Here is a 19,868-nt window from a genome sequence, read left to right as displayed (position 1 = left end):
CGGACCGGCCTCGCCGTGACGGGGATCGTCCGTCGTACAACTCCGACCGGCCCCGCCGTGACGGCGACCGTCCGTCGTACAACTCCGACCGGCCCCGCCGCGACGGCGACCGTCCGTCGTACAACTCCGACCGGCCTCGCCGTGACGGGGATCGTCCGTCGTACAACTCCGACCGGCCCCGCCGTGACGGCGACCGTCCGTCGTACAACTCCGACCGGCCCCGCCGTGACGGCGACCGTCCGTCGTACAACTCCGACCGGCCCCGCCGTGACGGGGATCGTCCGTCGTACAACTCCGACCGGCCCCGCCGTGATGGTGACCGTCCGTCGTACAACTCGGACCGGCCTCGCCGTGATGGTGACCGTCCCTTCCGCGGGGGCAACGACCGCCCGCGGCGTGACGGAGATCGTCCGTCGTACAACTCCGACCGGCCTCGCCGCGACGGGGACCGTCCCGAGCGTGGCTCGTTCAGCACCCGCGGCGGCGGCGACGAGCGTCGGCGCTTCGGCGACGGCAACCGCGGCCCGGGCGCCCGCTTCGGCGAGGCAGCACGTGACGACTTCGAGGACCGCGACCCCTACGGCACCAAGTCGATCCGCCCGCGTCACGAGGACCCGGAGATCCCCGAGGAGGTGCAGGCCCGCGACCTGCACCCGCAGGCCCGCGCCGAGCTCAAGACCCTCAGCAAGGACAACGCGGACTGGGTGGCGAAGCACCTCGTCACCGCCGCGCTGCTGGTGGACGAGGACCCCGAGCTCGCGAACCAGCACGCGCTGAGCGCAGCCCGCCGCGCCGGTCGCGTCGCGGTGGTCCGGGAGACCGCGGCGATCACGGCCTACCGGCTCGGCGACTTCAGCACCGCGCTCCGTGAACTCCGCACCTACCGGCGGATCTCGGGCCGCAACGACCAGCTGCCGATGATGGTGGACTGCGAGCGCGGGCTCGGCCGGCCGGAGCGTGCCCTGGAGCTCGGCCGCTCGGTGGACCGTGCAGCGCTCGAGCCCGGCGTCCAGGTGGAACTCGCGATCGCGATGTCCGGTGCCCGCCTCGACCTCGGGAACCCCACAGCTGCCCTCGGCGAGCTGGAGATTCCACAGCTCGACCCGTCGACGGCCTACAGCTGGTCCCCGGCGCTCTACAGTGCTTACGCGGCCACGCTCGAGGAGCTCGGCCGCCAGGACGAGGCCGACGAGTGGTGGGCCCGTGTCGACCGTGCTGCAGAGGCCCTCGCCGAAGCAGCTGACGAGGACTCTTGGGAGACGATTGATGTGGTCGAGGAAGCGTTCGAAGTCGAAGGACTCGACGACGAACCAGCAGACGACGAGCTCGACGAGCCCGCAGGCGACGAGCTCGACGAGCGCGCAGACGACGAGCTCGACGAGCCCGCAGCCGACGAGTCCGGCGAACCCGACCAGCTCGAGCCCCTCGGCGACGTCGACGAGCCCGGCGACGACGACCTCGGCGAGATCGACGAAGACAACCCCCGGGACGTCGACGGCTCCGCAGCCGACTGACACCCCGCGTCCACCGACGGACGGCGTCGACGTGGTCCTCACCGACCTCGACGGCGTCGTCTACCGCGGCCGCAACGCGATCCCGCACGCGGTCGAAGCGCTGACCCGCGCCTCGCTCACCGCCCGTGTCGGCTACATCACGAACAACGCGTCGCGGCGCCCGTCCGACGTGGCTGAGCACCTCGAGCGCTACGGCCTCGAAGTGAGCCCGGACGACGTCGTGACGAGCTCCCAGGCGGGCGTGCGGCTCCTCGCGACGCTCGTGCCGGCGGGCTCCACGATCCTGGTGATCGGCGGCATCGGCCTGACGAGCATCGTCGAGCAGGCCGGCTTCACGGTGACGTCGAGCGCGGAAGACGCTCCGGCAGCGGTGATCCAGGGCTTCTCCCCGGACCTCGGGTGGCAGCAGCTCGCCGAGGCGTCCTTCGCCCTCGCCGATCCCGCGGTGCCGTGGGTCGCGACGAACATGGACTGGTCGATCCCGGTCGAGCGCGGGATCGCCCCGGGCAACGGCACGCTGGTCGCCGCCGTGCACCAGGCCGTCGGCCGGATGCCGGTCGTCGCCGGGAAGCCCGAGCGCCCGATCTTCGACGCGGCCCTCGCCCGCTTCGGCGGCGAGCGTCCGCTGTTCATCGGCGACCGGCTCGACACCGACATCAAGGGCGCGAACGACGCCGGGATCCCGAGCGTCCTCGTGCTCACAGGCATCGACAAGGCCAAGCAGGTCCTCGCGGCCGACGAGCGCTCGCGTCCCACGTTCGTGCTGGAAGACCTCCGCGGTCTGTCCGAGCCCTACCCGGTGACCCATCGGCACGACGGCGACGACGGCACCCGCTTCGTGACCGTCGGCGACGCCACGGTCCGCATGCGTGCCCACGTGATCCGGGTGGAGCGTGCCGGCGACGACCCGATGAACCTGCTCCGTGCTGGCGCGACCGCCATCTGGGACTCCGGCCTGGCCATCTACGGTCTCGACGTCGACCCCCAGCTCTACGGCGGCGAGTAGCGTGACGGACGTGCCGACCGACCCCCAGCAGCAGCAGCCCGCGGCGCCGCATGACGTCGACGGCAGTGACGTCGCCCGGCGCGCACACGACGCCGAAGCGCTCCCGCTGACGGATCGTGCCGATGTGTTCTCGGGTCTGCACGACGAACTCCGCACCCGACTCGAGAGCGGCGGCACGGCGAGTGCCTGACGACCTCCAGACCGGGACGACACCGGTCGAGGTCGCCCCGGCGCGCCTCGACGCCGCCGTCGCGTCCCGCGGACTCGCGAAGTCCCGCACCGCTGCCGCGAAGCTGATCGCCGCCGGCCGTGTCAGCGTGGACGGTGCACCGGTCACCAAGTCCTCGACGCCGGTGGGCCCGGACGCCGAGATCGTGGTGGACGCCGGTGACGAGTGGGTCTCCCGCGCCGCGCTGAAGCTCGTCGGCGCGCTCGACTCCTTCGACATCGACCCGAGCGGCCTCGTCGCGCTGGACGTGGGCGCCAGCACGGGCGGGTTCACGCAGGTGCTCCTCGCGCGCGGCGCTCGTCGCGTGGTCGCGCTCGACGTCGGGCACGGCCAGCTCGACCCGGTCGTGGCACTCGACGAGCGTGTCGCCGTTGTGGAGGGGGTGAACGCCCGGAACCTGACGGCCGCGGACTACCTGGCGCTCGACCCCGCCGCCGCGGACACCGCACTCGTGGTGGGGGACCTGTCGTTCATCAGCCTCCGGATCGTCCTGCCCGCCCTGGTCGAGGCCGTTCCGGCGGATGACTTCGTGCTGCTCGTGAAGCCGCAGTTCGAAGTCGGCCGGGGTGGTGTGCGCGAGGGCATCGTCCGTGACGCCGGACTGCGGAACGACGCCCTCATGAACGTGCTCTGGGCGGCATGGGACCTCGGCCTCGGGACCGCCGGCCTCGTGGCCTCCCCGATCATCGGGACCCACGGCAACCACGAGTACCTCGCGCGTCTCCAGCGGGGCGCAGGGTCCAATCCGACAGAATGGATCGGACGCGCGACCGAACTGGCGGAAGGGGCTCCATGAGCGACGAACGGCACATCCTGCTCGTCTCGCACACGGGCCGACGGGACTCGATCGACGCTGCGGTCGAGGTCTGCGACATCCTGCACGCGGCCGGCCTGACGCCCGTGATGCCCTTCGACGAGTACGCGGACATCCGACGTGCCGAAGCGACCGTCGGTCAGGTCGACATCCTCGGCGTCGACGTGCAGCGCGACGACCTCGAGATCGTCATCGTCCTCGGGGGCGACGGCACCATCCTCCGTGCGGCGGAGCTCGTCCGCGGCACCCGCGCGCCCATCGTCGGCGTGAACCTCGGGCACGTGGGCTTCCTCGCCGAGAGCGAGCGCGACGGCCTGTCCGAGACCGTCGAGCGCGCGCTCTCCGGTGACTACCACGTCGAGGAACGCGTGGCGCTGCAGGTCGACGTCGTCGTCGGCCAGGAGATCGTCTACTCGTCCTGGGCGCTGAACGAGGCGACCATCGAGAAGGCCTCCCGTGAACGCATGCTCGAGGTCGTGACCGAGGTCGACGGGCGTCCGCTCTCGTCGTTCGGCTGCGACGGCGTCGTGATCTCGACACCGACCGGCTCGACGGCGTACTCGTTCTCCGGCGGCGGCCCCATCGTCTGGCCGGACGTCGATGCACTCATCATGGTGCCCCTCAGCGCCCATGCGCTCTTCTCGAAGCCGATCGTGGTCGGGCCCGACTGCGTCCTCGCCGTCGAGGTGCTCCGGCGGACGAGCGGCGTCGGCGTCCTCTGGTGCGACGGCCGCCGGACCCACGACCTGCCGCCGGGGGCGCGCATCGAGGTCAGCCGCTCACCGGAACCCGTCCGGGTTGCCCGACTCAAGGACGCCCCGTTCACCGACCGGCTCGTGGCGAAGTTCCAGCTGCCCGTCGCGGGATGGCGCGGCCCGCAGCACGACGACGACCACGGGAGCAGCCTGTGATCGAGGAGATCTCGATCTCGGACCTCGGCGTGATCGGCGACGCTACCCTCGAGCTCGGGCCGGGCTTCACGGTCGTCACCGGTGAGACCGGGGCCGGCAAGACGATGATCGTCACCGCGCTCGGGCTCCTGCTCGGTGCGCGCGCCGATGCCGGTTCGGTCCGCCGCGGTGCCTCGAGCGCCGTGGTCGAAGGACGCTGGGTCGTCCCGGACCACGCGGCGGTCGCCGAACGCGTCGAGGATGCCGGCGGCACCGTCGAGGACGGCGAACTCATCCTCACCCGCACGGTCTCCGCCGAGGGCCGCAGTCGTGCCACGGTCGGCGGCCGGAGCGCTCCGGTCGCGGTGCTCGGCGAACTCGCGGACCAGCTCGTCACGGTGCACGGACAGTCGGACCAGATCCGCCTGACCTCGTCGACCGCCCAGCGCGCCGCGCTCGACGGATTCGGTGCCGCGGCGGTCGAGAAGGCCCTGAGCCGCTACGTCGCGGCGTACGACACGTGGCAGGCACACGCGGGTGAACTCGAGACGCTGACCCGGGACCGCGACGACCGTCTGGCCGAAGCCGAACGACTCCGCGCCGCATCGGACGAGATCGAAGCCGCAGCACCCCAGCCCGGCGAGGACGCCGAGCTCCAGGAACGCGCGGACCGGCTCGGGAACCTCGAGGAACTCCGCCTCTCCGCCAGCCTCGCGCACGAGGCGATCTCCTCCGAGTCCCTCGACGGCACCGACGTCATCGGCCTGGTCGAAGCAGCACGCCGGGCGATCGAGCGCGTCGCCGCGGCGGACAGCACGCTGCAGCCCGTGCTGGAGCAGCTGACCGAGCTCGGGATCCAGGCGAGCGAGGCCTCGGCGAGCCTGTCGAGCTACCTCGGCTCGCTCGAACCCGAAGCCGGCCACGACCTCGAACTCATCAACGAGCGCCGTGCGGTGCTCTCCGGTCTGGCACGGAAGTACGGCGAGACCGTCGACGACGTCATCGCCTTCGGGCAGCGGGCGAGCGACCGGCTGCTGGAACTCGACGGCGACGACGACCGCATCGTGGCGCTGCAGGACGCCGTCGCGCAGGACGAGGTCGCGCTCGAGCAGGCGGCGACCGCGCTGACCGCGGCACGCACGAAGGCCGCCGGCGACCTCGCGAAGCGTGTCACGACGGAACTGAAGACCCTGGCGATGGCCGGCGCGACCCTCGTGGTCGAGGTCACCGACGCCGGCGAGTACCGCCGGCACGGCCGTGACCAGGTCGCGATCCTGCTGCAGCCGCACTCCGGCACCGACCCGCGTCCGATCGGCAAGGGGGCGTCCGGCGGTGAGCTCTCCCGCGTGATGCTCGCGATCGAGGTCGTGATGGCCGGATCGACCACCGTCCCCACGTTCGTGTTCGACGAGGTGGACGCCGGTGTCGGCGGCGCGGCGGCGATCGAGATCGGCCGACGCCTCGCGAAGCTCGCCGAGCGCACCCAGGTCATCGTCGTGACGCACCTGGCGCAGGTCGCAGCGTTCGCGACGAACCACCTCAACGTCGTGAAGGACGCCAGCGGTGCCGTCACCTCGTCGAGCGTCCGTCGCCTCGAAGGGGACGACCGCCTCCAGGAGATGGCGCGCCTGCTCTCCGGCCTCGGCGACAGCGCCAGTGGCATGGAGCACGCTCGCGAGCTGCTCGAGGTCGCAGCCCAGTCCGCCTGACCGGCCACGGGCCGGGCGGACACGCGCACGGCGAACGCGGGTCGCGCCTCCCGGCAGTTCTGACGTACGATGGAATCCCGTGGCGGACACTCTCAGCAGCGGTACCCAGGCAAGCAACCCGACCCCGAAGGTGACGAAGCAGATCTTCGTGACCGGCGGGGTCGTCTCGTCTCTCGGCAAGGGCCTGACGGCAGCCAGCCTCGGCAACCTCCTCACGGCTCGCGGCCTCAAGGTCGTCATGCAGAAGCTCGACCCGTACCTCAACGTGGACCCGGGCACCATGAACCCGTTCCAGCACGGCGAGGTCTTCGTGACCGACGACGGTGCGGAGACGGACCTCGACATCGGGCACTACGAGCGCTTCCTCGACATCAACCTGTCGCAGTCGGCGAACGTGACGACCGGGCAGGTGTACTCGACGGTCATCGCCAAGGAACGTCGCGGCGAGTACCTCGGCGACACCGTGCAGGTCATCCCGCACATCACCGACGAGATCAAGCGCCGGATGCGCGAGCAGGCGGAGAACGACCCGCAGCCCGACGTCATCATCACCGAGGTCGGCGGCACGGTCGGCGACATCGAGTCCCAGCCGTTCATCGAGTCGGCCCGCCAGGTGCGTCACGAGCTCGGCCGCAACAACGTGTTCTTCGTGCACGTGTCGCTCGTGCCGTTCATGAACGCCTCCGGCGAGCAGAAGACGAAGCCGACGCAGCACTCCGTCGCAGCGCTCCGCTCGATCGGCATCCAGCCGGACGCGCTCGTGCTCCGCAGTGACCGCCCGGTGTCCGACGCGAACAAGCGCAAGATCGCGCTGATGTGCGACGTGGACGAGGACGCCGTGGTGAACGCCGTGGACGTCCCCTCGATCTACGACCTGCCGACGCTCCTCAACACGCAGGGGCTCGACCGCGTGATCGTCGACGCGCTGCACCTCGAGGCGAACGAGGTCGACTGGACCTCGTGGAACCCGGTGCTCCGCGCCGTGCACGAGCCGAAGAAGGACGTCACGATCGCCCTGGTCGGCAAGTACATCGACCTGCCGGACGCGTACCTGTCCGTCACGGAGGCGCTCCGGGCCGGCGGCTTCGCCCACAACGCGAAGGTCACGCTGAAGTGGGTCGTCTCCGACGACTGCACCACGCCCGAGGGAGCGGCCAAGCAGCTCGGCGACGTCGACGGCATCTGCATCCCCGGTGGCTTCGGCGTCCGCGGGATCGAGGGCAAGCTCGGCGCGCTGAAGTTCGCCCGCGAGAACCACATCCCGACGCTCGGCCTGTGCCTCGGCCTGCAGTGCATGGTCATCGAGTACGCCCGCCACGAAGCCGGCCTGGCCGACGCGTCCAGCTCCGAGTTCGACCCGGAGACCCCGACCCCGGTCATCGCCACGATGGCGGAGCAGGTGGACATCATCGCCGGTGGCGACCTCGGCGGCACGATGCGCCTCGGCCTCTACCCGGCGCACTTCACCGAGGGCTCGCTCGCAGCGGACCTGTACGGCGCGCCCGAGGCCTCGGAGCGTCACCGTCACCGCTACGAGGTGAACAACAAGTACCGCCAGCAGATCGCGGACGCCGGCCTGGTGTTCTCGGGCACCTCGCCCGACGGCACCCTGGTCGAGTACGTCGAGCTGGACCGTGCGGAGCACCCGTTCTACATCGGCACGCAGGCGCACCCGGAGCTGCGCTCGCGTCCGAACAACGCGCACCCGCTGTTCGCGGGCCTCGTCGAGGCCGCGATCGCGCGCAACGAGGCGACGCGCCTGTTCGACCCGGAGTCGGAGACGGAGTCGGTCGACGTCGCGTAGTCGCGTCCCGGCCACGTCCTGACGGGAGGCCCGGTGCTGTTCCGGCACCGGGCCTCCCGTCGTTCGGTGGTGGCCTCCACGGCGGGCGCTGGTTGGATGGGGTGGTGACTGACGAACCCATCGCTGATGTGACCGCTTCCTACGACGTGACGTCGTCCGACCTCGTGTACGAGGGCGCCGTCTGGAACATCCGCCGCGACACCGTCGCGTACGGCGACGGCAGCATGGTGCGGGAGTACGTCGACCACACCGGTGCGGTGGCGGTCTACGCCGAGGACGACGAGGGCCGCGTGCTCGTCATCCAGCAGTACCGCCACCCCGTGCACCTGCGCGACTGGGAGCTGCCCGCCGGGCTCCTCGACATCGACGGCGAGGACGAGGTCGTCGCCGCGAAGCGCGAGCTCGCGGAAGAGGCGGACGTCGAAGCCGAGCAGTGGGAGCCGCTCGTGCGGTACAACACCTCGTCGGGTGGCAGCGACGAGTTCATCCAGATCTACCGTGCCCATGGTGTCCGGGCGACCGACTCGGCGTTCGAGCGGTCGGATGAAGAGGCCGACATCGTGAAGCGCTGGGTGCCCCGGTCGGAGATCGTCGCCGGGATCCTCGAGGGGCGGCTGCACAACTCCGCGCTCCTGGTCGCGGCGCTCGCCGTGGAGGCGCTCGAGCGGCGCTAGCCTCGTCGGGTGATCCCCCTCGACCGTGCCGCCGAGACGTACCTGCGGCACATCGCGATCGAGCGCGGGCTGTCCGACCACACGCTGGCGGCGTACCGGCGGGACCTCGCGACGTTCACCACGTGGATCGCCACGCAGCCGACGGTCGACTCGTCCGGCGCGGACCGGGCCGGCGGCGCAGCCGTCGTGGGCGACGTCGGGCGTCTCGCCCGTGCCGACCTCGCCGGGTTCGTGGAGCACCTCGCGACGCGGGACGCACCGCTCGCCCCGCGCTCGATCGCGCGGATGCTCAGCTCCGTGCGATCCTTCACCACGTTCGCCGCGGGGGAGGGCTGGCTGCCGCTCGACCCCGGCGCGTCCGTCCGACCGCCGAAGGCGCCGATGCGGCTGCCGAAGGCGATCTCCGTCGAGGACATGGAGCGGCTGCTGCAGGCCGTGGACGGCGACGACCCGGTGCAGCTCCGGGACCGGGCGCTCCTCGAACTGCTCTACGCCACCGGTGCCCGGATCTCCGAGGCCGTCGGGCTCTCCGTGGACGACGTGACGACGCTCGCCGCCGTGGACGAGGACTCCGACGAGGACACCGACGTCTCCGTGGTGCGGGTCACCGGCAAGGGCAACAAGCAGCGGATCGTGCCGCTCGGCAGCTACGCGCGGGCCGCCGTGGACGCGTACCTGGTGCGGGCGCGGCCGCTGTTCGCAGCGCGGGGGCACGCGACGCCGGCGCTCTTCCTCGGGGCGCGGGGCGCTCGGCTCTCCCGGCAGAGCGCGTGGCTCGTGATCCAGGCGGCCGCAGCTGCCGCGGACCTGACCGAGCACGTGTCGCCGCACACCTTCCGGCACTCCTTCGCGACGCACCTGCTCGAGGGCGGGGCGGACGTGCGGGTCGTGCAGGAGCTGCTCGGGCACGCGAGCGTCGCGACGACGCAGATCTACACGCTGGTGACGGCGGACATGCTGCGGGACGTGTACCAGACGTCGCACCCGCGGGCGCGGCGCTGACGCGGGCTCCGTCAGGCAGGGCGCGTCAGTCGCCGTCAACGCCGCCGAGACCTCCGCCTGCGGCGCACGAGCGCCTGTCCCGCGAACAGACCGAGCAGGATCCCGAGCATCGCGAGCCCGAGCGCCCTCATGCCTGAATCGGTCGTGCCCGCTGCGGCGACGACCGCGAGCGCGACGAACCACGCGAGGAACGGCGTGCTCGCGAGCAGTGTGCCGACCCCCCGGCTGGCCCTGGCGGAGGCGACTCCGAACACGATGCCGGCGGCCGCGCTCAGGACGAGGACCACACCCACCGTCCTAGCACTTCGGGAACGTCGGCCACCACGTCCCGACGAACGGTGGCAAACCGGCCACGTGGATCTTGATGCACTTGCCGCCAGCCAGCTGCGCCGCGCTGAACGCTGCGAGCGCACCGCAGGCGATGGTGAGCGCGCGCAGTGCGGGAACCGGGGACTTGGAGAAGACGGCGGCACAACTGCCGACCGTCCCCACCGCCGCGGCGCTCTCGCTCCGGTTGAGCGTGGCCGTCCAGTAGCCGGGGAAGACCGTGAAGGTGGGATCCGCGATCACCGGGAACGCTGTGCTCGAATCGACTTCGACGTGTTGTGTCAACACGTTCCCCGACGCCGAGTAGCTCGTCGGCAACCGACGGCCGTTCGCGTCGACCGCCCAGGGGCGCGCGAGGCCGGCCAGGAGGTCCCCGTCCGCCTCCGCGACACTGACCCGTCCGTCCGGAAGCACGGAGAGCTCGGTACCTTCTTCGAAGGTCCAGGCGGGCGCGGCCGTCTGCGCCGATGTCATCACCGCGGACAGCCGGGTCGTCGTGTCGTCCAGCTGATCGCTCGCGTACAGCGGCGCGGTCCCTGCCGGTGCGGTGCCGACCTCGCCCATGGTCACGCTCGATCCGTTCACCGACACCTTCTCGCCGTCGCGGACGACGCTGCCCCCGTCTGCGACAACGTCATCGACCAGTCCGAGCGCGTCTTCGGCGGCTGCAACGGCTCGCAGGGCCTCCGCATCCGAGAGCTCCCCGCGAGCCTGCGCTGGCGTCGCCACGAGCATCGATGCGAACAGACCAAGGGTCGCAGCGGCCACCAAGGGCAGGCGAGCGGTGTGGACATGTGCCTTCATCAGAGTTCCTCCCCGTCAGCACCGTTGCTGATCGAGCCCACCTTGACGGACTCTTCCCTTCGCTGCAACATCAGATGTTGCATATCCACCCTGGGGTCAGACGAGGTGGAGGTACTCGTTCAGGGCGACCAGGCCCGTCGCCAGGGCGACGACGAACGCCGAAGCGGCGAGACTCCGAGCGAGCACGCGCCAGCGGCCCGTCGCCCCCGGGCGCACCATGCCGATCGCGCCCATCACGATCGCCAGCACGCTGAAGACACCGAACGGGTCCAGCACGAGGGACGCCCCCGCGAGCAGGACCGCGGACACCGCGAACGCACAGAGCCGCCGGGAGGTGCTCGCCCCGTACGCCCACGTCCGGCTCTCGACCGACTGGGTCCGCACCGAGAAGGAGGGCCCGGTCGGGGTCACCACGATGGGCATCACCGGCTCGGTCGGGCGTGTGGGGAGCACCCGCGTCGCATCGCCCCAGGCGCGTCCGTCCCACCAGCGGAGACGACCGGCGTCCCGGGGGTCCGGGAACCAACCGGCGGCCGGCAGCGTCACGGGAACTCCTGAGAACGGGGGATGGTGCCCTCCGACGGTACGGGGAGGACACCATCTGCCCCAGTCCCAGGCCGGGTGTCAGCAGGAAGGGGGACCGGGCACCTAGGCGCGTGCGGGCGCGGCGTCCACCTCGTGCATCACGTCGGCGACGGCCGCGAGGAGCCGGGCGTTGAAGTCGACCCCGAGCTGGTTCGGCACGGTGACGAGCACGGTGTCGGCAGCGCGGACCGCGGCGTCGGCGGCGAGCTCGGTGACGAGGTCCTCGGGCGAGCCGATGTACGAGCGGCCGAAGCGCGCCAGTCCGCCGTCGAGGTAGCCGACCTGGTCGTTGCCCTCGACCTGCGCCCGGACCCCGAAGTAGTGCCGGGACTCGTCGTCGATGATCGGGATGATGCTCCGGGACACGGACACCCGCGGTTCACGATCCCAGCCCGACTCGGCCCAGGTCGTCCGGAAGCGCTCGATCTGCTCCGCCTGGAGCTCGTCGAACGGCACGCCGGTGTCCTCGGTGAGGAGCGTCGACGACATCAGGTTCATGCCCTGCTCCGCGGTCCACTCGGCGGTGGCCCGGGTGCCGGCACCCCACCAGATGCGGTCGGAGAGACCGTCGGACAGCGGGAAGACCGGCAGCGATCCGACGGCGCCGGTCATCTGCGGGTTCGCGTTCGCCATCGGCTCGCCCGCGATCGCACGGCGGAACACGCTGGTGTGCGCACGGGCGAGGTCGGCGCCGTTCGGGTCCGACGCGTCCGGGACGTACCCGAACTGCTGGTAACCAGCCTGGGCGGTCTCGGGTGACCCACGCGAGACACCGAGCTGCAGTCGGCCGCCGGAGATGAGGTCCGTGGCCGCGGCCTCCTCGGCCATGTACAGCGGGTTCTCGTAGCGCATGTCGATCACGCCGGTGCCGATCTCGATGCGGCTGGTCCGGGCGGCGATCGCCGAGAGCAGCGGGAACGGTGCGGCCTGCTGCGGGGCGAAGTGGTGCACGCGGAAGTAGGCGCCGTCGACGCCGGCTTCCTCCGCCGCGACGGCGAGGTCGATCGCCTGGACGAGGGCCTCGCGGCCGCTGCGCACCTTCGATCCGGGGACGTCACGCCAGTGCCCGAAGGACAGGAACCCGATCTTGGTCATGTCCATGCGAACGCATCCGAGGTGGTGTCCATTCCGCCGGACTACGGTCGGCGGCATGGAGGATCCCCGCGACGCACTCACGACCGAGCGCGCGCGTGCCGAGAAGCTCCTCGCGGACGTCGAGCGCAGCATGCGGGACGTCAGCGATGCCCGGGACGGCGCGAACACCGACGACGAGCACGACCCCGAGGGCGCGACCCTCGCGTGGGAGCGCGGGTCGCTGGGTGCGGTGCGTGACGACGCACGCCGACGGATCGACCAGGTCGACGCCGCGCTCGCGCGGCTCGACTCCGGCACCTACGGGATCTGCACCGTTGGCGGCGAACCGATCCCCGATGCCCGACTGGCCGTGGTCCCGTGGGCCGCGACGTGCGTCGTCCACGCATGACGAGCCTCCCGTCCGCCGTGTGGTGACCCGCTGCTGACGGGAGGCCCGGTGCCGGTCCGCGGGGAAGCGACACCGAGCGGGCGGTTGCGCTGCGCATCCGTGGGGGCGGTGTCGCGAACGTCGCGGCACCCACCGCGTCAGCGGCTTCTGCGCCGCTGATTCCCAGCCGCGCGCCCTAGCGTTCCGGGCATGGAGCGAGAGCCGAACGACCGCACCGCGATCACCGCGGACGGCGAGCGGCGCGTCCGGTTCCGGTGGTTCCACGACATGCGCTCCTGGATCCACGCCCGACCGCACGTGCACCTGTTCTGGAAGGTGCTGGTCGGCATCGTCGGCGGGCTCGTCGTGATCATCGGGCTGATCCTCGTGCCGCTGCCCGGGCCCGGGTGGCTCGTGGTGTTCATCGGGCTGACGATCCTGGCGAGCGAGTTCCACTTCTTCCACCGGATCATCACGTGGCTCAGGGCCCAGCTGCACCGCTTCTGGGACTGGGCGAAGGCGCACGGGCCGCAGTGGCTCCGGAACGCGGCCGACCGGGGCAAGGCCGACGTCGACGCGGCACACGCCGATGCCCGTCGGAGCATGCGGCGCCCGGCCCGTCCCGGCCACTAGCGCGGGCGGGGCTCGCGCGGCGCAGCGCGGCGCGGCTAGTCCGCGGCGGCGGCGCTCGTGCGGATCGAGCCGGTGGCGGTGCGCTCGAGGACCTCGGACGCCTGCTCCTCGACCGCGGCGGCGTCCCGCGACACGAGCTGCAGCACGAGGGCGACGACCGCGGCGACGACGATGAAGGCGCCGTACCCGGCGAGTACCGGCACGAGGCCGACCGTCGGTTCGAGCAGCCCGCCGATCACTGCCGGCACGCCGAAGGCCAGGTAGGACACGACGTAGATCGTGGAGAGCAGCCCCGCACGGTGCGTGGGCGCGGCGGTGGCGAGCAGCATCCGGAGCGGCGCCTGGAAGCCCGCGCCGAACCCGACTCCCGCGATCGCACTGCCGACGACGAGCCCCGGCAGCGAGTGCGCGAACACGAACGACACCGTGACGATCGGTCCGAGGATGAGCGCGACGAGGCCGATGAGGACCCCGATCCGGGCGTCGAGCCGCTGGATGGCGAGCCCCGTCAGCGCGCCGACCCCGGTGACCACGGCGATGAGCGCCCCGGCCGCGAAGTGGTTCGTGATGCCGAAGACAGCGCCGAGTGCCGAGGGGACCAGCGACAGGAACAGTCCACCGAGCGCCCAGCTGGCGATGAGGGAGCCGGCGACACCGCGGAACAGACGACGGGACGAGCGCGGGACGGAGATCGTCGGGCGGAGGGAGCGGAGGGCGCCCGGACGGCGGGTGACCTGCTCGGGCACGACGACGAGCGCGATCACCATGAGGACCAGCAGCGACCCGAAGAGGACGTACACCAGCTGCTCCGGTGCCGGGCCCCACTCGACGAGTGCGCCGCTCGACAGTGCACCGGTGGCGAGGGCGATCGGCGGGATGACGCCGTTCAGCACGCCGGCGAGCGACGGGTACCGCACGAGCGAGTTGTCGATGAGCGCGGCACCGAGTGCGCCGATGAGCAGGCCGACGGACATGCCCTGCACGATGCGGTCGACGATGAGCGCGCCGAGGCCGTCCGCGATCGAGAACAGCCCGAGGGACAGCGCGACGCCGAGGCCGCCGACCACGAGCACGGGCTTCCGGCCGACGTGGTCGGACAGGCGCCCGGCGACGAGCAGGCTGAGGAGGAGTCCGGCGACGTAGATCGCGAAGACCCCGGTGAGCATGAGCGGGGTGAGGTGCCACTCCGCGGCGTACACGGGGTAGATCGGCGACGGGACGGCCGACGACGCGACCGAGACGAGCAGCATCGTCGCGAGGATCCAGAACCCGGCGACCGAGCGAGCTGACTGCATGAGCGTCCCTTCCGTTGCGGCCGAGGGGCCGTCGCGGCCGACGCAGGCCGCTGTACGAGTGAAGTCGTACGGCATTGGTACCGCACCTCGCTGTACGACGCAAGTCGTACTGTGAGGCGAACGGTGGTAGCGTCCCGTCCATGCCCGAGCGCGTGGATGCCCCCGAACGGCTGCCTCAGCCGACGGTGGCCGAGATGGACCTCCCCGTCGTCATGGACGCCCTGTCGGACCCGATCCGCCTCGCGATCATGCACCGGTACCTCGTCGACGCCGCCGGCGGGGTGCGTTCGTGCGGCTGGGTCGGCGTCGACCGGCCGAAGTCCACACTGACGCACCACTTCCGCGTCCTCCGCGAGGCCGGGCTGCTCGAACAGCACCGCGAGGGCCTGACGCGGAGCAGCCGTGCACGGATCGACGACGTGCAGGAGCGGTTCCCGGGCCTGCTGGACCTGGTGTTCGCGTGGCAGGTCCCCGCCGCACTGATGCGGTCGGACATCGACCTGTGAGCGCGAGCACCCACGTGCTGCCCAGGATCACCGCCGACCCCGCGGTCACCGACGCGCTCGCCGCGGACCTGACCGCCGCCGGGTTCACCGTCGAGGGCGTCGACGCGCTCTGGGGTGCTGACGCGGCCGCGGCGCTGCACCGGGGCAACCGGATGGCGGCCGTCCGTGCCGCGCGGGGCCGCGTGACCGAAGCGCTGCTCCCGCGGTACACGCTCGCCGGGATGTTCGTCCTGGGGTTCCGCATGCCACTGAGCGATGCCGAGCGGGCGCTGCCGACCGTCGGGGTCGATGCACTCGTCCGCGCCGGGATCGTCCGGCTCGAGGACGCGGACGTCGACCCCCGTGCGCTCGTCGACCAGAGCGACCCGGAGCGCATCGCCCACCTGACCGAGCCGAACGTCGTCCCGACGGTCGACCTGCGCCCGTACGCGTTCGTCGACGACGCCGGAGCCGGCAGCTGGTGGATCGTCTCGGACCTCGGGGAGCTCGCCCTCGGCGCCGCGCTCGACGAGGAGCACGTCCTCGGCATCGGCGGTGCGACGACGACCCTCAGCGGCCTGCAGGTCCCCGTGCCCGTCCACCGGGTGCTCGACCTCGGTACCGGCTGCGGGATCCAGGCCATGCACGCCCGGCGCTTCGCGGACGAGGTCGTCGCCACCGACATCTCCCGACGAGCCCTGGACATCGCCCGGTTCAACGCGCAGCTGAACGGCATCGACGGCATCGACTTCCGCTTCGGCTCGCTGTTCGAGCCCGTCGCGGGTGAGCGCTTCGACCGGATCGTGTCGAACCCGCCCTTCGTCATCACGCCCCGGACCGAGGGCGTCCCGTCCTACGAGTACCGCGACGGCGGCATGGTCGGCGACGCCCTGGTCGAGACCGTGCTGACCGGGCTCGAGGAGCACCTGGAACCCGGCGGGACCGCGCAGCTCCTCGGCAACTGGGAGTACCACTGGGGCGTCGACGGCCTCGATCGCGTGCGCTCCTGGTTCGAACGGACGGACCTGGACGCGTGGGTCATCGAGCGGGAGCGGCAGGACCCGGCCGCCTACGCCGAGACGTGGATCCGGGACGGCGGCACCAAGCCCGGCACCGCTGCCTTCGACCAGCTGGTCGGCGCGTGGCTCGACGACTTCCAGGCGCGGAAGGTCACCGGGGTCGGTTTCGGCTACGTCGTGGTCCGGAAGGGCCGGACGGGAGGCCCGGCGCACCTCCGCCGGTTCGAACGCGTCCCCGAGACGCTCGGCTCCAACCCCGCAGGCCTCGGCGCGACGGTCGCTCGCGTCCTCGACGCCGCAGAGTGGCTGGCCGCGCACGACGACGAGGCGCTCGCGGCCGCACACCTGCGGACCGCCGGCGACGTCACCGAGGAGCGGTACTACTGGCCCGGCAACGACGACCCGACCGTGATGACGCTCGTGCAGGGTGGTGGCTTCGGTCGACGGGTCGACGCGGACACGGCGCTCGCCGCGTTCGTCGGTGCCTGCGACGGCGACCTGTCCGTCGCGGCGATCATCGGCGCGCTGGCGCAGATCACGGGCGTCGATGAACAGGCGCTCGCGGCGGACCTGCTCCCGGCCGCCCGTGACCTGGTGCTCGACGGGCTCCTCACCCCCGCGTGAGCGGACGGGGCCGGCAGTGACCGGCCCCGCCGTCGCCGTCGCCGTCGCCGTCGCTCAGGAGCGGTGGTCGCGCCAGGAGTGCTGCGGGTCGTACCCGAGGAGCTCGCGGGCCTTCTCCGACGACAGCAGTGAACTGACGCCGTCGATGTCCGAGCGGCGCTCGATGTCCGGCACGTACCGCTCGACGAGCTCGATCGTCGGGGTGTCCATCACCGTGTCGGGGCTCGCGATGACGAACGCCTCGAAGCCGGTGAGGTCGGCCTCGAGGGCCTTCCGGACCGCCTGCGCACCGTCGCGGGAGTCGATGTAGGACCACAGGTTGAAGGTCTTCGCCTCCGGGGTGGCGTCCCACGGGTACGACGGGTAGTCGGTCTCGTCCATCACGTTCGAGAACCGCAGCCCGATCATCTTCAGCGTCGGGTCCCAGCGCGTGAAGTGGCGGGCCATCTCCTCCTCCACGGCCTTGCCGAGGGAGTACGAGGACTGCGGACGCACCGGGAACTCCTCGTCGACGGGCAGGTACGGCGGGTGGTGCTCGCCCATCGGGATGCCGAGCAGGGTCTCGCTCGACGCCCACACGACGTTCGTGATCTTCGCCGCGCGTGCGGCGTGGAAGACGTTGATGGACGCGGTCACGTTGTTCGTGATGAGCGCGACGTCCGGGACCTGCCCGGGTGCCGGGACCGCGGCGAGGTGCACGACGGCGTCCACGGAGTCGTAGCGATCGTCGATGCCGAGCAGGGCGTTCAGCACCTGCCCGTAGTCGGTCAGGTCGATGCGCACGAACTGCACGTCCTCGGGCTTGTCCGGAGAGGGCACACGGTCCAGGAGCACCACGTCGTACCCGTGCTCGTCGAGGTCGCGCACCACCGCTCGTCCGAGCTTGCCGCTGCCGCCGGTCACCACTACGCGCGTCATCGCGCCTCCGCTCGTCGTCGAGTCTGTCGGACCGTCGGGTGAGGGTCCTACGCCTTCATCCTGCCCGATGCGACCTGGGCGAGCGCGAGCCTGGCGACGAGTTCGACGTGCGCCACCATGTCGCGCGACGGGTCGAAGAGCCACTGGATCTGCATGCCGTCCGACACCGCGAGCAGCACGCTCGTCAGCTCCTCGGCGTCGACGTCGGTGCGGAGCCGGCCGTCCTCCTGCATGGCGCGGAAGTCGGCGGCCATGTCCCGGCGGGAGTTCTCGTAGCGCTGGCGGAAGTACTCGTGCGCCGGGTGCTCCGGGTCGGTCGCGGCCGCGGCGGAGAGGTTGACGAACATCTGCACGAGCCCGGGGACCTCTGCGTTGTGCCGGACGATCGCGGCGAGGAGCTCGGCCGGGTCGGCGGCGTTCCACTCGGTGGCGTTGTCGAGCTCGTCGCGGCGCCGGAGGATCTCCACCCAGAGCTCGTCCTTCGAGTCGAAGTAGTGCAGCAGCCCGGCCTGCGTGAGGCCGACCGCGTCCGCGATGTCCTTGATGCTGGTGCGCCGAAAGCCCTGCTGGGCGACGAGTTCGAGCGCCACCGTGAGGATCTCGTCGCGCTTCGCGATGCCCTTCGCGTATGAACCCCGTCGTGCCATGGCAGGACTGTACCGCCTGGCTCGTTCCGGTAAAACCTAGTAGCGCTTGGTTTTGGTGGTACCGTGGCAGGAGCCGCCGACGAAGGCGTGCGAGTCGCCGACGCCGGCGGCGCACCCGATGGAGGTTGCAGTGGCCAACGACGCCCTGACCGTTTCCGACGCCCCGACCGCAGTCGCACCCACGCGCGGCCGAGGCAGCTCGCTCATGTACACGCTCGGCATGCCGATCGCGATGCTCGGCCTGTACATCGCCCTGCTCCCGCCGGTGCTCGTCGCGATGGCACTCAAGGTCGCCGAGATCGCGCCGGACGACCAGGCGGGCGTGCTCGGCCTGGCGCTCGGCGTCGGCGCCTTCGCCGCGATGGTCGCCAACCCGCTGGCCGGTCGATTCAGTGACCGGACCGCCGGGAGGTTCGGCATGCGTCGTCCGTGGATCATCGGTGGCACCGTGGTCGGCTTCGCGGGCCTCGTGGTCGTCGCGACGACGTCCTCCACCCTGGTCCTGGTGCTCGCGTGGGGCGTCACGCAGATCGCGTTCAACGCCACGATCGCGGCGCTCACCGCCGTCATGCCGGACCACGTCACGCGGTCCCAGCGCGGCCGGGTCGCGGCGCTCCTCGGCCTCGCGCAGAACCTCGCGCTCGTCGGTGGCACGTTCCTGGTGCAGCTGTTCACGACGTCGGCGACGCAGATGATCGTCCCCGGGGCGATCGGGTCCGCCGTGGTGGTGCTCTACGCGCTGTTGTTCCGCGACCGGGTGCTCGTCGAGCGCCCCACCTCGCGCCTCGGCGTCGGGCAGCTGTTCGGCTCGTTCGTGTTCAACCCCGTGAAGCACCCGGACCTCGGCTGGGCCTGGCTCACGCGCTTCATGATGGTCGCCGCGCAGTACACCGCCGTCAGCTACCTCACCTACTTCCTGCGCGACGACATCGGCATCGCGGACGCGCACGTCGCGAACGCCGTCTTCCAGGGCACGCTCTGGAACGTCGTCGGCATCGTCCTCACCTCGCTGATCGCCGGGTGGCTGTCCGACAAGCTCGGCCGCCGCAAGCTCTTCGTCGCCATCGCCGGGATCGTCGGCGTGGTCGGTCTGGTGCTCATCGCCATGGCGCCGTCCCTCGGCATGGTGCTCGTCGGCGAGTTCGTGATGGGCGCCGGCATGGGCGTCTTCTACGCCGTCGACCTCGCCCTGATCACGGACGTGCTGCCCTCGGACGAGGACAATGCGAAGGACCTCGGCGTCGTCAACATCGCGCAGGCCCTGCCGCAGTCGATCGTCCCCGCGTCCGCCCCCGGCGTGATCGCCCTCACCGGCGGGTACAGCGGCTTCTTCATCACCGGCGCCGTCGTCGGACTGCTCGGGATCGTCTCGGTCTCGCGCATCCGCGGCGTGCGCTGACGACCCGACCCCGGCTCTGAACGAAAGG

Annotated in this window: 21 protein-coding genes; 14 read left to right on the top strand and 7 right to left on the bottom strand. The window is 71.5% G+C overall.

Annotation, left to right across the window (positions count from 1 at the left end; genetic code table 11):
* The first annotated feature begins 632 nt into the window (after positions 1–632).
* The 9 genes from EDF55_RS16225 to EDF55_RS16190 all read left to right on the top strand — a co-directional run bounded on the left by EDF55_RS16225 (position 633) and on the right by EDF55_RS16190 (position 9,642).
* On the top strand, positions 633–1,514 hold the full coding sequence (locus EDF55_RS16225) for a hypothetical protein (protein ID WP_260236087.1): 882 nt from the start codon (positions 633–635) through the stop codon (positions 1,512–1,514).
* 31 nt (positions 1,515–1,545) lie between these two features.
* Positions 1,546–2,520, top strand: coding sequence for an HAD-IIA family hydrolase (locus EDF55_RS16220; RefSeq protein ID WP_123655972.1), 975 nt, complete (start codon positions 1,546–1,548; stop codon positions 2,518–2,520).
* Positions 2,521–2,530: 10 nt separating this feature from the next.
* Positions 2,531–2,710, top strand: a complete 180-nt coding sequence (locus tag EDF55_RS18920; RefSeq protein WP_148070811.1) for a hypothetical protein — start codon at positions 2,531–2,533, stop codon at positions 2,708–2,710.
* Complete coding sequence (locus tag EDF55_RS16215; RefSeq protein ID WP_260233366.1) at positions 2,703–3,545, top strand: TlyA family RNA methyltransferase; 843 nt, start codon at positions 2,703–2,705, stop codon at positions 3,543–3,545. Before EDF55_RS18920 ends, EDF55_RS16215 begins: the two co-directional genes overlap by 8 nt.
* On the top strand, positions 3,542–4,474 hold the full coding sequence (locus EDF55_RS16210) for an NAD kinase (RefSeq protein WP_123655970.1): 933 nt from the start codon (positions 3,542–3,544) through the stop codon (positions 4,472–4,474). Before EDF55_RS16215 ends, EDF55_RS16210 begins: the two co-directional genes overlap by 4 nt.
* Positions 4,471–6,162, top strand: coding sequence for a DNA repair protein RecN (gene recN, locus EDF55_RS16205; protein ID WP_123655969.1), 1,692 nt, complete (start codon positions 4,471–4,473; stop codon positions 6,160–6,162). The genes EDF55_RS16210 and recN overlap by 4 nt, the downstream gene beginning before the upstream one ends.
* Positions 6,163–6,241: 79 nt before the next feature.
* Complete coding sequence (locus EDF55_RS16200) at positions 6,242–7,966, top strand: CTP synthase (protein ID WP_311316792.1); 1,725 nt, start codon at positions 6,242–6,244, stop codon at positions 7,964–7,966.
* A 104-nt stretch (positions 7,967–8,070) separates the two neighbouring features.
* Positions 8,071–8,640, top strand: a complete 570-nt coding sequence (locus EDF55_RS16195) for an NUDIX hydrolase (RefSeq protein ID WP_123655968.1) — start codon at positions 8,071–8,073, stop codon at positions 8,638–8,640.
* A 12-nt stretch (positions 8,641–8,652) separates the two neighbouring features.
* On the top strand, positions 8,653–9,642 hold the full coding sequence (locus EDF55_RS16190) for a site-specific tyrosine recombinase XerD (protein ID WP_123656030.1): 990 nt from the start codon (positions 8,653–8,655) through the stop codon (positions 9,640–9,642).
* A gap of 35 nt (positions 9,643–9,677) precedes the next feature.
* Here the strand turns inward: EDF55_RS16190 and EDF55_RS16185 are convergent, their stop codons facing one another.
* The 4 genes from EDF55_RS16185 to EDF55_RS16170 all read right to left on the bottom strand — a co-directional run bounded on the left by EDF55_RS16185 (position 9,678) and on the right by EDF55_RS16170 (position 12,459).
* Entirely contained in the window at positions 9,678–9,929 is a 252-nt protein-coding gene (locus tag EDF55_RS16185) for a hypothetical protein (protein WP_123655967.1), read from the bottom strand.
* A gap of 10 nt (positions 9,930–9,939) precedes the next feature.
* Positions 9,940–10,773 (bottom strand): hypothetical protein, encoded by an 834-nt coding sequence (locus EDF55_RS16180; protein WP_123655966.1) that lies wholly within the window; start codon positions 10,771–10,773, stop codon positions 9,940–9,942.
* A 96-nt stretch (positions 10,774–10,869) separates the two neighbouring features.
* On the bottom strand, positions 10,870–11,319 hold the full coding sequence (locus EDF55_RS16175) for a DUF2510 domain-containing protein (protein ID WP_123655965.1): 450 nt from the start codon (positions 11,317–11,319) through the stop codon (positions 10,870–10,872).
* Between the two features lie 102 nt (positions 11,320–11,421).
* Complete coding sequence (locus EDF55_RS16170; RefSeq protein WP_123655964.1) at positions 11,422–12,459, bottom strand: LLM class flavin-dependent oxidoreductase; 1,038 nt, start codon at positions 12,457–12,459, stop codon at positions 11,422–11,424.
* A gap of 49 nt (positions 12,460–12,508) precedes the next feature.
* On the opposite strand from EDF55_RS16170, the gene EDF55_RS16165 reads away from it, so the two are divergent.
* A complete protein-coding gene (locus EDF55_RS16165; protein ID WP_123655963.1) occupies positions 12,509–12,841 on the top strand; it encodes a TraR/DksA C4-type zinc finger protein in 333 nt (110 codons plus the stop codon).
* Between the two features lie 189 nt (positions 12,842–13,030).
* On the top strand, positions 13,031–13,453 hold the full coding sequence (locus EDF55_RS16160) for a TIGR02611 family protein (protein ID WP_260236086.1): 423 nt from the start codon (positions 13,031–13,033) through the stop codon (positions 13,451–13,453).
* Positions 13,454–13,488: 35 nt separating this feature from the next.
* On the opposite strand, the gene EDF55_RS16155 is transcribed toward EDF55_RS16160, so the two are convergent.
* Positions 13,489–14,748: an MFS transporter gene (locus EDF55_RS16155; protein WP_123655962.1), complete on the bottom strand. Its 1,260-nt coding sequence runs from the start codon at positions 14,746–14,748 to the stop codon at positions 13,489–13,491.
* 140 nt (positions 14,749–14,888) lie between these two features.
* Between EDF55_RS16155 and EDF55_RS16150 the strand changes: the two genes are divergently transcribed.
* Both EDF55_RS16150 and EDF55_RS16145 read left to right on the top strand, forming a co-directional pair.
* The gene (locus EDF55_RS16150; RefSeq protein ID WP_123655961.1) at positions 14,889–15,254 is read left to right on the top strand and encodes a helix-turn-helix transcriptional regulator; all 366 of its coding nucleotides are present in this window, start codon (positions 14,889–14,891) and stop codon (positions 15,252–15,254) included.
* The gene (locus EDF55_RS16145; protein ID WP_260236085.1) at positions 15,251–16,876 is read left to right on the top strand and encodes a methyltransferase; all 1,626 of its coding nucleotides are present in this window, start codon (positions 15,251–15,253) and stop codon (positions 16,874–16,876) included. Before EDF55_RS16150 ends, EDF55_RS16145 begins: the two co-directional genes overlap by 4 nt.
* Before the next feature lie 54 nt (positions 16,877–16,930).
* Here EDF55_RS16145 and EDF55_RS16140 read toward each other — a convergent pair whose 3' ends face one another.
* Entirely contained in the window at positions 16,931–17,794 is an 864-nt protein-coding gene (locus tag EDF55_RS16140; protein WP_165931422.1) for an NAD(P)-dependent oxidoreductase, read from the bottom strand.
* 47 nt (positions 17,795–17,841) lie between these two features.
* Positions 17,842–18,441, bottom strand: coding sequence for a TetR/AcrR family transcriptional regulator (locus tag EDF55_RS16135; RefSeq protein WP_123655960.1), 600 nt, complete (start codon positions 18,439–18,441; stop codon positions 17,842–17,844).
* Between the two features lie 130 nt (positions 18,442–18,571).
* On the opposite strand from EDF55_RS16135, the gene EDF55_RS16130 reads away from it, so the two are divergent.
* Positions 18,572–19,840 (top strand): MFS transporter, encoded by a 1,269-nt coding sequence (locus tag EDF55_RS16130; protein WP_243698272.1) that lies wholly within the window; start codon positions 18,572–18,574, stop codon positions 19,838–19,840.
* Positions 19,841–19,868: the final 28 nt, after the last annotated feature.

This window comes from Curtobacterium sp. ZW137 (assembly GCF_003762905.1).
In the GTDB taxonomy this organism is placed as follows: domain Bacteria; phylum Actinomycetota; class Actinomycetes; order Actinomycetales; family Microbacteriaceae; genus Curtobacterium.
The sequence above is the reverse complement of the archived record's forward strand: the minus strand, read 5'-3'. Positions and strand labels throughout refer to the sequence as shown.

Excerpts from the sequence above, each read along its gene's own strand:
- EDF55_RS16210 (WP_123655970.1), top strand. The coding sequence starts at position 3,542 with ATGAGCGACGAACGGCACATCCTGCTCGTCTCGCACACGGGCCGACGG.
- EDF55_RS16180 (WP_123655966.1), bottom strand. The coding sequence starts at position 10,773 with ATGAAGGCACATGTCCACACCGCTCGCCTGCCCTTGGTGGCCGCTGCG.
- EDF55_RS16170 (WP_123655964.1), bottom strand. The coding sequence starts at position 12,459 with ATGGACATGACCAAGATCGGGTTCCTGTCCTTCGGGCACTGGCGTGAC.
- EDF55_RS16165 (WP_123655963.1), top strand. The coding sequence starts at position 12,509 with ATGGAGGATCCCCGCGACGCACTCACGACCGAGCGCGCGCGTGCCGAG.
- EDF55_RS16160 (WP_260236086.1), top strand. The coding sequence starts at position 13,031 with ATGGAGCGAGAGCCGAACGACCGCACCGCGATCACCGCGGACGGCGAG.
- EDF55_RS16155 (WP_123655962.1), bottom strand. The coding sequence starts at position 14,748 with ATGCAGTCAGCTCGCTCGGTCGCCGGGTTCTGGATCCTCGCGACGATG.
- EDF55_RS16150 (WP_123655961.1), top strand. The coding sequence starts at position 14,889 with ATGCCCGAGCGCGTGGATGCCCCCGAACGGCTGCCTCAGCCGACGGTG.
- EDF55_RS16140 (WP_165931422.1), bottom strand. The coding sequence starts at position 17,794 with ATGACGCGCGTAGTGGTGACCGGCGGCAGCGGCAAGCTCGGACGAGCG.
- EDF55_RS16135 (WP_123655960.1), bottom strand. The coding sequence starts at position 18,441 with ATGGCACGACGGGGTTCATACGCGAAGGGCATCGCGAAGCGCGACGAG.